Here is a 13706-nt window from a genome sequence, read left to right as displayed (position 1 = left end):
GGCATGGGAAAACTTAGACAATTGGCTTTATCTCATCGTTATGATCTTTTGTTTTGGTGCTTTGCTATTGCGCTAATTCCAAAATTTTCTTTCGCTTCAGATGATTTTTATAAAGATAAATGGCGTATCGAATCTGCTGTTCAAAAAACTTATGAAAATGGCACAAAAACTGTAGAAATACGTGCAAGAAAAGGCATAACGGTTAATGGTGCGTATCGAGAATATGCAGGTAGAGCAAATATTGTTCCATATTCTCAAAATGTTGGCAAAACTATGTTTAGACGTATTTTTGCATCAAGGGGAAATTTAGCATTATTAGGCGTTATTGCAGTATCTGCTGCACTTAAATCAGATGGTTTTGTTATTGATGAAGTAGATGGGAAAATTTACTACCCTAAACAAACATCTGATACTCAATATAGTTTAGATACTGTTAATTGGTTCAGCTCACCATTTGATGCTTGTAATTTCACTTATGGAGATCGCCCTGATGAGTCAACTTACAAAGCGACACCGCCTGTATCTCCTATTTTATGCTACAGCTATCAGGACTACTTGAATTCAATTTATAAAGATAAAACAGTAGGTACTTTACCTCAAAAGTTAAAAGATGGTTCTCTGCAACATGCGGACTATGTTACTGGGACTTATTACGCTGGGATTTCAGATAGGGTGCAATGGTCTGTCTCAACATCTCAAACAAAAGACAGTACTAGCCAACCAACAAAAGAAATGACAGAAAAAGATTTGGGTGATTATATGATGGGAAATCTTCCAAATTTTCAAAGACCAACTTGGGTTGGTGTCACTGATGTTTTTACACCTGTAGATGATTATGAGTTAATAAATAATCCTAATTATGATGTTGCAGATAAAAATATAAAAGAAGATTCAACAGATACTTCTATTAAACCTATTCCTGATAATTCAGGTAGTTCATCGGGCAATAATGGTTTTTCACTTCCTAATTTTTGTGATTGGGCGACACCTGTTTGTTCTTTTATAGATTGGTTTAAGGATGATTCCGCTATTCCTGATGATCCAAACTATAAAGTTAAAGAGTTGGATAAAACTACATTACCTGATGGACCACAATTTAGCTTAAATGCATCATGCCCACCACCTGCATCATTTTCCCTAGATTTAGGTTTAGTTTCTAAAACTATTGATATTCCTTATACATCACTTTGTAATTTTTCAACTGATGCTCGTCCATTTGTGATTTTAGCTGCTTGGTTTCATGCTGCATTTATTTTTGCAGGATTCTTTAGGAGCTAAAAATGGCAGGTGTACTTCTTAGATTGCTTTCATATTTTGCTGCAAGTTTGGTATTCAAAGTTTTGAGTTCTTTAGGTGTTGGGATTTTTTCTATGTATTTCTTAAACGAAATTATGACAAGTCTTTCAAATTCTATGCGAGATGCCTTAACAGGTTTAGCACCATCCGTAATTTCGATTTTAGGTCTTTTTGGCTTTGATAAATATGTCTCAATTCTTTTTGGGGCGTTTACAACGGTTATGTATTTAAAATCTATGCGTCTTCTTGTGACAAGACAAATTTAGTTTTTGCGAGGAGGAAGAGGAACCGACTGACCGATCGAGCAAAAACTAAATTTAAAATAAATATTGGTGTGAAATGCTTACATTAATTAGTGCAACGCCCGGAAGTGGTAAAACATTAAAATCTATAGAGCTTATTTTTGAACATTTAAACAAGGGTTATGTTGTTTTTACGAATATTATTGGTTTAAAAATACCTGGTGTAATTTCTATTCCTACGAATCAAGATTGGCGTGATCTAGATCACTTTAGGCGTTCTAACCCTGAAATGTCTAAGATGCCAATTGCCGTATTTTATGATGAAGCACATGAACATCCTGCTTTTGCTGAAAAAAACTTAATTAAAGATAAAGAAAAATTAGAAGAAGTCCGTGATATTGGATATTCATTAAGTATGCATCGTCATTTTGGATTTGATATTTTTCTAATAACACAAAGTCCAAAAAAATTAGCACCTTATGTACTAGCTGATGTTGGTTGTCATTTATATTTAAGGCGTGTCTATAAAATGAAACGTGCAACTATTTATGAGTTTCCTGAGGCACATGTATTAGTGTCGAAATCAACCCGTGACGATGCTGTAAATAAGACTATTTGGAAGTTTCCTAAACAACTTTATCAATATTATACATCTACAGAGATTGATACTCACAAAGGCGGTATCCCACTTAAATACTTGCTTGTTATTTTTATAGTTTTTATTTGTATTCCTGCTTATGTCGCTCGGTCTTTTTGGTTAGATCCATTATTTGGTCATAAGAATGAAGAAACTGAAATTGTTTATGATAAACCCAAGATAAATGAACCTGTAAAGTCACAACCTGTTTCTTCATTCACCCAAAAAAGTGACCCAATGGATCAGCTAAAACAAGAGGAAGATAAGAGGGTAGCGATGGTTATTGAAACAAATGATGATTGTTATGCAAGAAATTCTTATGGGCAAATTATCAATATGAAAATTGAAGATTGTCGAATGCTTTCAAGGAAAAACTCACGAATGGAAACATCAAGGTATAAACGAGAAATTTATAAGGATGGGTTGCCAAATAGCCATTACAATGAAATTTCTCATGAAAATCAAACTTCTGATTCATCTTCAATGGTTTCTTACAAAGCACCCAATTATTCATAACTGAATTTTTGTCTATATAGGACTAGATAATGCGTTTAATTGTTCCTGTGATGTTAGTTCTTTTTTTACTGACATTACTCTTAATCAATATTATTGTGAAATTTATTGAATTTAATTCTATAATTTAAACTTGCCTAAAAGTTTACGCTTTTTTTGTTACCTCAATTTGGCGTATTACCTCACTTTTAGGCAACTGAATTTTGGTCAATATAATGAATTTTAGAAAACAAAATCCTGTTTGGAGAACAGTTTCATATAATAGAAATATTGGCTCATTGAGTAAAAAAGATTATGAATTTATTCGGGATTCTTTAGAAAACTACTTGAGTTATCTTCAATCAGTACCAATTAACAATCATGATGACATTGATAAATTAAAAATTTTCTTTATCAAGCTAGATCATCATATAGATAAAATGTAACTGATATATAAGGATTTTTTATGGACAATGATCATTTATCACCAAATTTAAAGAAAATTGTAGAAAATTATGCAGATTTAAATTTGCGTGAAATTTATCAATTAAAACAGATAATTGATGAAGATTTATATGAAATTGAAAAAAATCAAGCTCTATTAGATATTCAAAATGCGATATTAATTACCGAGTCTGATGACTCAATACAAGCACATGAATTTGTTAAAAATATTGTTAATCAAACAATTAATAAATACGGTGTTAGTGTTGTTTCAGATTTTTATGGTAAGACTAGAGATGAGATAGAACTTTTCAGAGTTTTGGATAAGATTTATCAATTACCTCAAAATGGTGCTAAAGGCGATGATCCTGTCAAACGTAAAAAACTATTAACGCAATATCATCATCTTTTAGAAAAATATGAAGAGGAATATAAAGGTTCATTCCAATCAGGAAGATACCTACAATTTGCTAATGGAAGATATAATGTCTTGTAGCAGTCGGCTAAACAAATTCAATCTCGAAGAGTTGAAGTTGGTTAGTCGAAACTTGCGACACTATTTTTTAATTTAATTGATAGAATTAACAGAGCAAGAATTTTCCCGCATCCTATAATATGCGGGAAAAGGTATACAAATTTTGATCAATTTTCTTTATTTATGTGCTGACTAAATCTAGGCCATTTTCTAAGACCCACAACATAAATATTTTTTTCTGCAAGTTCTCGAATTGACAGCAGTACCCAATTTTCATTTAAAAGGGAATTTACCTCTGAAATATCTTCAAGTTCTTTTAATTCTTTGATATCGCTTAATTCAGTCATTTAAAAATCTCATAGATGGGGTGGTTTATTATAAGTTTTTCCGTCAGTTTTGATAGGGTCAACAAAAAAGACTTATGCAATCATGAACATGATGCATAAGTCTTGTTGTCTGATTTCGGCATAACTTATATTATGTTACTTAGGATACTCAGCAACGTGAATTATAATCGCAGATATTCACGTTGCTGAGCTGTAGCTGCAAACAGTATTGCGTAGGCTACAGTCTTAGATATCCTATTTAACATAATATACATTATGCGAAATTTAAAACATTATAAATCATCCAAGGATACAGATGATTTATCTACTGATAATATTATTGATCAGTGAATTAAACCAATTTCTTGAAATAGTTTTTTATATGCTTCAGCTTTTTGTTGTAATGGTAAAGGATAAGCTCGTGAAGATGATGGCATACGATATAAAGTTATAGAACGACGATCAAATACAGTTTGAACTGAATGACCAATCTGTGGCTTTTCTGCACTGTCCATCATAGATAACATCAAAGTATCTGTGGCTTTATCACCTGTGGTCATAATATTGTTACATTCAGGCATTTGATCCAACAGTAATTTTAAGTTAGTTGGTGTTTCAATCTGCAAAAATTTGTCTGATGCATTGCCTTTTAAACGAATCACTTGATACGCTGTGTCAAAAATTGCAATGCCTTTGTCATTTAAAAAATCTTTAATCAATTGTTCTTTAAAGTTTTTATTCGGCAAATCTAGAAAATAGTCTTTATCATTAAAAAAAATTAATCCAAAAATCCGCCACATATCATTTTGATAGTTTGGATAATAAAAATCCATTTTCCAGCGAATTTTTGGTGGTGGAAAACTTCCTAACATCAAAAGCTTAGCATTGGGTGGTAGGAATGGTTTTAGTGGATGGGTTTCAATTATTATATCTTCAGACATTTTAGACATTAAAACTAATCACATTTTAAAATAAAAGTTTAGCACTATAACCAACGATTACATGGACTATTATGAATAAATTCTTCTGCTTGATGTTCACTAATTAGACCTTTAACTTGAAAATGGTTTAATAACGAAATTAAGCGTTCAAATCCTTCACAATCACCTGAGATTTCACTTAAAAAATGTAGAATATCGAGTACGAGTTGATGATCTTGAATACTCATCATTGCTGATAAATGACTATTGATAAATTGCTCTGACGCTTCATCATTACTTATATTTTGATATGTATGAATAAAATCTGTAAAACTTTCAAAATTCATCGTGTTAATCATCCCATATAACGGACAACAATTGTGGATTTCGTTCGAATGAGCAAGAGATCCAAACACATTTTCTGTTGGTCTTTGATAAAATGTTTACATAACACAACATTCTTTTGACTATTCCAAATATCTTGAATCACTTTAAAAATAATGTGTAGTTGTTGATTTTGCTCATTCATCATATTTTTCACCTAAATAATCATGAATTTTCAGAAAATATTTTTATTTTATTTGCAATCTCACCTGCCCAAATCTGATAAATTTCTTTACTTGGATGAAAACCGTCTTTTGCCATTTGTAAATTTAAAGCTTTAAAATGTGCTAAATCAAACTGAATTAATTGATAGCGTGTTGCCTCCTGTTGTAATGGTTTATTTTGAATAAAATTTGCTAATTTCTGATTCATGGCACTGGAATATTGTCCAAATAACCATCCCAAAGGATTTGGCAAAGCAGGAAATAAGTCCATTGGCGGCACGGATGTCACTAATATTAATTGTGGTGAAAACTTATTTTCAATTTCAGTATAAAACTGTTGTTGTAACTGAATCCACTTTTTCGGTGCAGTGAGTTTAGTCACGTCATTCACGCCAACTGAGCTGATGACAACATCAAAGTGTTGTTTTTCTAGTAGCTGTGTTCGCTCTAAAACTTGTACTGTCGTATCCCCTGTTTTTGCTTCAAGTTGATAGCTAATTTCAAAATCTTGTTTTAACTCATGTAACAGTGAACCAAGCAAAGCATCCTGTTGATGTTCAACACCTACACCTGCCGCAGCAGAATCACCAAGAATTAATATGGAGAGCGGTTTGCCCTTCCCCATTGTTCCCTGACGTATTCCCTGTGGCTCAGATAAACGTAGCGTGTTCTTCTTTACTCTATAGCCTTGTATAAGTAGTGCAGGAACTAGAGTAAGTGTTACGATTTTGAGTTTTAACATAATTTTAAATACTTAGGTTGAGTTTATATAGAAAAGACTCTTACGAGTCTTATCAAACACTTAACCAAGTTTATTGACAATTTTCAACGGTAAAACTTTCATTGCCAAGCCAAGCGGTAACCACGGCCATTGTGGGACATACGCTTTAACAGGTTGTTTTTCAATGGCTTTGACCAATAAATGCGAACCTGTTTCAACATCCACTTCAAAAGGTAATTTTTTCGCACCTTCATTAATTTCGGTACGGATATATCCTGGGAAAATCGTGGAAACTTTGATTTTGGTATCAATCAGTTCTGCACGAATGCCTTCTGCCAAATGTGCAACTGCTGCTTTACTTGCACCATAAGCCGTCAAATGTTTTGGCATACCACGAATGGCGCTCATAGACGAAATTACCACCAAATGCCCAAACTTTTGCTCACGGAAAATTTCTACAGCCGCTTCACATTGTGCCAAAGCAGAAATGAAATTGGTTTCAACGGTGGCACGGTTAATTTCAAATTTTCCATTGCCTATACGACGTCCATCGCCTACACCCGCATTGACAATAATACGGTCAATTGTGCCAAAGTCTTGTTTAAACTCACGGAATACTTGGAATACTTGCTCGTAATTGGTCACATCCAAAACTTTAGCAATGACTTTTACACCGTATTTCGATTCGAGTTCTTGTTTTAAATCTTGCAAGCGTTCCAAACGACGTGCGCACACTGCTAAATTATAGCCTTTTTGGGCAAATTCACGTGCCATTCCTGCACCTATTCCTGAACTTGCACCTGTGATTAAAATGGTTTTTGCCATGAGATCTTCCTGAATATTTCTGTTAATTTTTTCAATCTGTTTTAATGGATGAATATCAAATCCATGTCAGCAATTGCGAATCTTCCGCCTTGATAAAATGATGTTCATTTAAACTCAAGAGCTGTGGTTCATTACCCACCAAACGTAAAGTCGTTAAACTTGCATTAGCAATTGCCCAATTCAAAGCAAAGGTTTTATTTGGACTGAGTTCGAGTAATTTACCTGCCGCCACAGAAACCACGCCACCTGAAGTAAATACGACGGCATAACGTGGCTTGCTTTGAGCGAGTTCATCACACAAATTTTGTAAGGCTGTTTCGACACGGTTTTTAAAATTAGGCCATGATTCATCATATTCATGATGATAGTCACCCCCTGTCCAACGTCCAATTGCACCTTCAAAAATTTTGGCTAAATATGCACGTGGGCTTTCTTCTTTTGCCACTTCTTCACGTAATAAATGCGGCTCATTAAAACGTGGGTCATATTGGGCAAAAACTTGTTGATGATTAAATTCATTCCAAGCACTGTCTGTGACGATCTTGGCTTCAGGAAAACATTCAGCCAATGCAAAATTCGCCGTTTGTTGATGGCGTTGCATTGAACCCGCCACAACATAGGGCTCTTCTTTCAAAATTTTATTGAAATATTGACCCAATACTTTTGCCTGTAGCTCGCCATTGGGTGAAAGTTTGTCATAACTTGCTGCACCAAAAGATGCTTGTCCGTGACGAACCAAATAAATCGTGGTCATTTTGCTAAAATTTCCTTCATTTTTTCCATATATTTATGTGCAATTTCATTGGCTTCGAGTTTTTGTAAGCCGATTAATTTCAGCGCACGGATATGTAAGGCATGAATCACAATCCAAAAATCTTTAAATGCAGGATTATTGGTTTGTTTATGGTAGTAACGATAATAAATCTGTTGCGCAATCACCGCTAAACGGAAAATACCGAACACTTCATAAAATGTCCAATTTTCAGGCTGTAAACCTGTTTTCTGCAAATAGTAGTCAACCACTTCTTTACGGGTAAACATGCCTTTTAAATGTGTCGGTTGGCGACGGGTCGATTTAAAAATCTGATTGTCAGTGTCTTCAACCCAATAGGCTAAGGCTGCACCTAAATCCATGAATGGATCGCCAATGGTTGCCATTTCCCAATCCAATACGCCAATAACTTGTGTCGGATTTTTAGGGTCAAGAATGACATTATCAAAACGCCAATCATTATGAATTAAACAGCTTGTTGAATCAGCAGGAATATTTTCATTGAGCCATTTACGGACAAACTTAAAACTTGGCACATTGAGGGTATGGGCTTTTTCATAACGAGAGTCCCAACCTTCAACTTGACGACGACAATATCCATCCCCTTTGCCTAATTGCTCAAGTGGCGTACCTTGATATGGAACTTGATGTAACTCAATCAGTTTGTCCAAAACATTGATACACAGTTCACGGACTTCTGTTTCACCAAATTTTAATTCAGGTGGCAGTTTGGCACGTGGAATAATGCCTTCAATGCGTTTCATGACATAGAAATCACAGCCAATCACGGATTCATCCTGACATAGTGCCACCATTTCAGGCAAAACAGGATAATACGGTGCAAGCCAAGTCTGTACGTTATATTCACGCGCCATGTCATGTGCAGATTTGGCTTTAGTACCTTTGGGTGGACGACGTAAAATTAAATCGGCATTTTCGTATTTCAAACGATATGTCCAATTTGACGCTCCACCTGAATACTGTGTGACTTCCACAGGTCCTGAAATTTCAGAACCATTTTCAATGAGCCAATTACCCACTGCACGGACATCGAGTTCTTCGCCTTCACGGACATTTCCACCAACATCAATCACTGACATGCTTTTTCCCTGATTTTGTAAATTTTGAATGGTGTGTATTTTCCTATGTCTATCTTTACATAGGAAAATGGTGTTTCAAATCATTTAAATTAATCATAGTCATCTATATGGATAAGTAAAATTTGATCATAATATTACGTATAATCATTATTGAATGAAAAGAATCCTAAACTTAACAATGGAATCTTATCCATGAAAATTTTAGTTTCAGGATTAGCCTTCGGCTCGACCTACTTTTCTTTCGGGAAAAGTAGGCAAAACCATTGTCATCCGCAAAACTCTTCATTTTTCATCAATATATTAAATACATCGCAAAACCATTATCAATTAAATATATCGTTCCTCAAACAATTGCGGATGAAGTTATCGCGTATCCTTAACCATTGTCGAAACAATTTACCACTCAATTTTCATCCATAGATGATCTTTTATAAAGATAGGATCTACTATCAATTATGTAGATCCATTCTGTTACAGCATTACTTTTTACTTGAAGCATAACCACGTTTTTTAAGTTCGAGTTTGGCAATCATGCCTTTATGCACTTCATCAGGACCATCGGCTAAACGTAAAGCACGAGCCTGTGCAAAAAATCCTGTCAATGGCGTATCACGTGATACGCCTGCACCACCATGAATTTGAATCGCCATATCCACCACTTTTTCAAGTACCGATGGCGCAACGACTTTAATTGCAGAGATTTCAGTCAATGCCGCCATATTCCCTAAAGTATCCATTTTATAAGCCGCATACAAGGTCAATAAACGTGCCTGATCAATCGCAACCCGTGCTTCGGCAACCCGTTCGAGATTGCCACCGAGTTTTAAAATTTCTTTGCCAAATGCATGACGAATCATGCCACGGTCTATCATGAGTTCCAATGATTTTTCAGCCGCACCGATACAACGCATACAATGGTGAATACGTCCCGGTCCTAAGCGCCCTTGTGCAATAGCAAAACCTTGTCCCGCACCGCCAATAAAGTTGGATACAGGTACACGGACATTATCAAAACTGACTTCGCCGTGACCGTGAGGCGCATCGTAATCTCCAAAAACAGGCAGCATACGCTCAATGGTTACGCCTTGCGTATCTACAGGAACCAATACCATCGAGTGTTGTTGATGACGACTTTTTGTTTCGTCAGGAGTATGTGCCATGAAAATAATGATTTTGGCATTGGGATCGCCTAAACCTGAAGACCACCATTTACGACCATTTAGAACAATTTCATCACCATCCACCACAGCCGTTGCTTGCATATTGGTCGCATCCGATGATGCCACCGCAGGTTCAGTCATACAAAAAACAGAACGGATTTTTCCATCAAGTAAAGGTTTCAGCCATTGTTGTTTTTGCGCGTCTGAACCATAACGCCATAAGACTTCCATATTGCCACTGTCAGGCGCGTTACAGTTAAATACGGTTGGTGCAATTAAACTGCGTCCTGAAAGTTCTGCGATATGGGCATATTCCTGCACAGATAGTCCCTGACCGAGTTCAGGACAAGGCAAAAACATATTCCAAAGCCCTGCTTGTTTAGCTTTATTTTTTAAAATTTCAAGTTGAGCCGGCCATTGCCATTTGGTCCAATCCCCACCTTGATTAAGGTGATGGACTTCATTCCAAAATTCTGTTTCGATGGGTTCAATTTCATTTTTTATAAATGCTTTGGTGCGTTCTACAAAATCCTGCGCACGTGCTGAAAGTTCAAACATCCTGCTGTTCCTATTATTTAATAAAAATAAAATGCTGATCGAGTCAAATATGAAATGTTTGCGTGATCAATCTTGCTTTACATTACCTTAACCGAAAATATATTATGAACCAAATGATTTAATTCCATAGAAGATTATGAATAGCATTCATTCTAAAAACACCTTGGATATGGCAATTTTTCATCAGATGGATATCAATTTATATCCACTGTTTTTGACCATTTATGAGCAAAAAAGCATTTCCAAGGCAGCACAGATTTTATGTATTACTCAATCTGCGGCGAGCCATGCCCTACAACGACTTAGACAACATTTACAAGATGATTTATTTGTTCGTGCAGGCAATAAAATGTTGCCAACGCCTTTTGCTGAGCAGATTTATTCACCTGTCAAAAATGCTTTATTTGTCATTCAAAATATTTCCAAACAAAAACAATCTTTTGATCCGACTATGGTGCATACCCTTAAAATTGCGGTTCATGATGAAATTGAACCGATTATTTTTCCGCAACTGGTACAACATTTTCAACAGCAACAATTGGATATTCAATTTTTCAGCAGTAAACTCGACCGTAAAAATGTTGTGGCTGACCTCGCCTCGCAGCAAATTGATTTTGTAATTGATCTTGAACAAAATTATGGTGAGCGTGTTTTGTATCATCCTTTGGTTCAAGATCAGTTTGTGATTTGTACCCAGCAAACTATAATGAACAGCGATCTATATTTTCAGGCACCACATATTGGAGTTTCATCACGCCGTACAGGCTTGTTATTGGAAGATATTTATTTAAATAAAAAACAATTCAGCCGACAAATCTTTATGCGTTGTCAGCATTATTCAACCGCCCTACAAGTGTTGTTACAGTATCCTGAAGCGGTTTTGACGATTCCACAACAAATATTGTCGCATTTAATTATTGATCAAAGTATTTATATTCATGAACATCCGATTGAATTGCCTTTTTTAAATATGGGGATGTATTGGTATAAAGATTTGAATGAAAATTTGAGACATAATTATTTGAAAAATGAAATATTTAATATTTTTGCTTAGGCTATTTATAAAAAATTTAATATGCCATCTAATTGTTATTGCTTTAATACTTTGTAAAATGGCATTTACAAAGTATTCTGCTTAAAATGATTAGAAATGATAGGCTGCTCGAATCATAGGTACACTCGCTGTTGCCCCTTTGCCTGCTGCACCATTGGTATCATTGCCATATTTATTTTCCCAATATTGATAAGCAGCACCTACTTTAAATTTTTGTGATATATGTAACACTTTGCTTAAATCATACATTAGAGCGACATCAACAAAAATTTCAGGTTTGGTTTTATCACCAAATTCATTTTGACCTTTTGAACTCATCCATGTGGCAATACCATCAAAATTTAAACCTGTTGATGCAATAGGTATCCCCCATACAGCTTGTAAAGCAATGTAGGGATCATATGTGTATTTGTGATCAATCACATTGGGTTGATTGCTTTCAAATAAAGCCAACACATTAAAATTAAGATAGCCTACAACATCGAACATCACTGTAGGTCCAACAACCCACATTTGACGATTTGAACCATAATCATCATTTTTCGTATTCCAATCAAAACCAAAAGTTAAGCCATAACCTTTTGTTACACCTGCCGTATATAGCTCCTTCTGAAATATTTTACCAAAATCTAAGGTATGCCTATAAATTGCATAGGCTTCTTGTGCCCCTTTACCTGCTGCATTGCTATTAGGTTCATTATTAGAATGATGCAAATTAAGATGCACAAAATTTACACCATATTTATAAGTGCTATTATGCACAATAGAAAAAATTTGCTTATCAATATCAATTGCACGACCATCTGCACTATTTTTGAAAGGTTCTGAAAATTCTTGCCCATAGCTCCATATCAATGCTGTATCACTCCATTCAGCAGCATGGCTTTGTACAATCCCACAAAATATACAAATAGCAATATTCATTTTTAATATAAGTTTCATCTTATTTTTAAGCATTCAATACATCCTATATTGATCTTCACTACAGATTAAGTTTAAAAAAAGCCGACAATTTATCTAAAAATGTCGGCAGTTCTATTAACGAATGCCTTTTGCTTCAAGTAGTGGTAAAACTTGATCTCTAAAGTATGGAAATTCTTCAATGTAATTTAAAAATGATAAAGTCGTACCACTGAACCCAACTTCATGTAATGCGATTATTTTTTCTGCAATACTTTCAGGTGTTCCAACCAATGGGTAACCACCATGACCAACTGCCATACGATCACGTAATTGTTGACGAATGTCATGTGGAAAACTATGAGCATGTGCAAACATAAGATTCATTAAATTATCAACAGCTTGTGTATCTTCGTTTGCAAGTTGACGATCCCATTCTGCCTGAGCCTCTTGCATGGTTGGACGACAAATAACATGTGAAAAAGTCATCACATTGGTCTTACGCCCAATATCGTGACCTGCTGCTTTTAATTCTTGAATTTCACTACCAGAACGCGCCAAATCAGATACTGGTGTAAATAGGAAATCGGCATTTTTAATTGCAAAATCCCGTCCTTGTTTAGAACCTGCAGCATTGAAAATAGGAGGTTTTACATGTGGATGAGGCTTACTATAACTGCCCTTTGTTTGAAAATATTGACCATTCCAGTCAAATGGTGTGTCACTTTCCCAAAGTTTTTCAATAAAATCAAACCATTCCTGTGCATAACCATAACGTGTTTCATGGTCATTGGGTAATTTTAATCCTAAGGCATCATATTCTGGTTTATTCCAGCCTGCCACAATATTTAACCCGACACGCTCTTTTCCAATTTGTGACATAGTCGCAATTTGTTTTGCTACAACCATAGGATGATTAACAGCCGCTTGCACTGTCGCAAAGACCACTAAGTTTTTAGTAGATGCCAATAAAGCAGAAGTCCATGTTAAAGTTTCTAAAATCGTGCCTTGAAAATCTTTTTGACCACCATAACCAATAAAACGGGCGATTGGCAAAATAAAATCAATACCAGCATCATCTAATAACTGTGCTAATTTTAAATTTTTATCCCAACTCGCATCCCACGTTTCATCTAGCGCTGAAGGTGTCATGCCACCTGAACAATTCGATGCAAATGTACCAAGTAAAAATTTATCACGTTCTAAAAATGGATGTTGTTGCATAGATAACTTCCC

17 protein-coding genes are annotated in these 13706 nt (G+C 35.2%); 6 read left to right on the top strand and 11 right to left on the bottom strand.

The features are described from left to right. Positions 1-3: 3 nt before the first annotated feature. From HX124_RS09300 to HX124_RS09280, 5 genes are all read left to right on the top strand, one after another. Positions 4-1278 (top strand): virulence factor TspB C-terminal domain-related protein, encoded by a 1275-nt coding sequence (locus HX124_RS09300; protein WP_286382354.1) that lies wholly within the window; start codon positions 4-6, stop codon positions 1276-1278. Between the two features lie 2 nt (positions 1279-1280). Next, the gene (locus HX124_RS09295) at positions 1281-1562 is read left to right on the top strand and encodes a DUF2523 family protein (protein WP_286382353.1); all 282 of its coding nucleotides are present in this window, start codon (positions 1281-1283) and stop codon (positions 1560-1562) included. A 73-nt stretch (positions 1563-1635) separates the two neighbouring features. Beyond that, the gene (locus HX124_RS09290) at positions 1636-2691 is read left to right on the top strand and encodes a zonular occludens toxin domain-containing protein (protein WP_272363510.1); all 1056 of its coding nucleotides are present in this window, start codon (positions 1636-1638) and stop codon (positions 2689-2691) included. 212 nt (positions 2692-2903) lie between these two features. Next, positions 2904-3113 (top strand): hypothetical protein, encoded by a 210-nt coding sequence (locus HX124_RS09285; RefSeq protein WP_286382352.1) that lies wholly within the window; start codon positions 2904-2906, stop codon positions 3111-3113. A 20-nt stretch (positions 3114-3133) separates the two neighbouring features. Beyond that, positions 3134-3607, top strand: a complete 474-nt coding sequence (locus HX124_RS09280; RefSeq protein ID WP_286382351.1) for a hypothetical protein — start codon at positions 3134-3136, stop codon at positions 3605-3607. 146 nt (positions 3608-3753) lie between these two features. Here the strand turns inward: HX124_RS09280 and HX124_RS09275 are convergent, their stop codons facing one another. The 9 genes from HX124_RS09275 to HX124_RS09235 all read right to left on the bottom strand — a co-directional run bounded on the left by HX124_RS09275 (position 3754) and on the right by HX124_RS09235 (position 10516). Continuing rightward, positions 3754-3933 carry a hypothetical protein gene (locus tag HX124_RS09275; RefSeq protein ID WP_286382350.1) on the bottom strand — a complete coding sequence of 60 codons (180 nt, stop codon included), beginning with the start codon at positions 3931-3933 and terminating at the stop codon, positions 3754-3756. Between the two features lie 323 nt (positions 3934-4256). After that, on the bottom strand, positions 4257-4853 hold the full coding sequence (locus HX124_RS09270) for a uracil-DNA glycosylase family protein (RefSeq protein WP_286382559.1): 597 nt from the start codon (positions 4851-4853) through the stop codon (positions 4257-4259). 44 nt (positions 4854-4897) lie between these two features. Then, positions 4898-5179 (bottom strand): hypothetical protein, encoded by a 282-nt coding sequence (locus HX124_RS09265; RefSeq protein ID WP_286382349.1) that lies wholly within the window; start codon positions 5177-5179, stop codon positions 4898-4900. 8 nt (positions 5180-5187) lie between these two features. Beyond that, positions 5188-5364 (bottom strand): hypothetical protein, encoded by a 177-nt coding sequence (locus HX124_RS09260; RefSeq protein WP_286382348.1) that lies wholly within the window; start codon positions 5362-5364, stop codon positions 5188-5190. Between the two features lie 17 nt (positions 5365-5381). Beyond that, on the bottom strand, positions 5382-6122 hold the full coding sequence (locus HX124_RS09255) for an SGNH/GDSL hydrolase family protein (protein ID WP_286382347.1): 741 nt from the start codon (positions 6120-6122) through the stop codon (positions 5382-5384). A 60-nt stretch (positions 6123-6182) separates the two neighbouring features. After that, positions 6183-6926: an SDR family oxidoreductase gene (locus HX124_RS09250; protein WP_286382346.1), complete on the bottom strand. Its 744-nt coding sequence runs from the start codon at positions 6924-6926 to the stop codon at positions 6183-6185. Between the two features lie 55 nt (positions 6927-6981). Then, positions 6982-7680 (bottom strand): histidine phosphatase family protein, encoded by a 699-nt coding sequence (locus HX124_RS09245; protein WP_286382345.1) that lies wholly within the window; start codon positions 7678-7680, stop codon positions 6982-6984. Further along, complete coding sequence (locus HX124_RS09240; protein WP_286382344.1) at positions 7677-8798, bottom strand: phosphotransferase family protein; 1122 nt, start codon at positions 8796-8798, stop codon at positions 7677-7679. Before HX124_RS09240 ends, HX124_RS09245 begins: the two co-directional genes overlap by 4 nt. A gap of 479 nt (positions 8799-9277) precedes the next feature. After that, positions 9278-10516: an acyl-CoA dehydrogenase family protein gene (locus tag HX124_RS09235; RefSeq protein WP_286382343.1), complete on the bottom strand. Its 1239-nt coding sequence runs from the start codon at positions 10514-10516 to the stop codon at positions 9278-9280. 136 nt (positions 10517-10652) lie between these two features. Here HX124_RS09235 and HX124_RS09230 point away from each other — a divergent pair, with 136 nt between their 5' ends. Continuing rightward, on the top strand, positions 10653-11570 hold the full coding sequence (locus tag HX124_RS09230) for a LysR family transcriptional regulator (protein ID WP_286382342.1): 918 nt from the start codon (positions 10653-10655) through the stop codon (positions 11568-11570). A 90-nt stretch (positions 11571-11660) separates the two neighbouring features. Here the strand turns inward: HX124_RS09230 and HX124_RS09225 are convergent, their stop codons facing one another. Together HX124_RS09225 and HX124_RS09220 are read right to left on the bottom strand one after the other, a co-directional pair. Next, positions 11661-12527 (bottom strand): hypothetical protein, encoded by an 867-nt coding sequence (locus HX124_RS09225; protein ID WP_286382341.1) that lies wholly within the window; start codon positions 12525-12527, stop codon positions 11661-11663. A gap of 81 nt (positions 12528-12608) precedes the next feature. Next, positions 12609-13694: an LLM class flavin-dependent oxidoreductase gene (locus HX124_RS09220; RefSeq protein WP_286382340.1), complete on the bottom strand. Its 1086-nt coding sequence runs from the start codon at positions 13692-13694 to the stop codon at positions 12609-12611. Between the last annotated feature and the right edge of the window lie 12 nt (positions 13695-13706).

It is taken from the genome of Acinetobacter sp. 226-1, from assembly GCF_030329325.1.
In the GTDB taxonomy this organism is placed as follows: domain Bacteria; phylum Pseudomonadota; class Gammaproteobacteria; order Pseudomonadales; family Moraxellaceae; genus Acinetobacter; species Acinetobacter sichuanensis.
The sequence above is the reverse complement of the archived record's forward strand: the minus strand, read 5'-3'. Positions and strand labels throughout refer to the sequence as shown.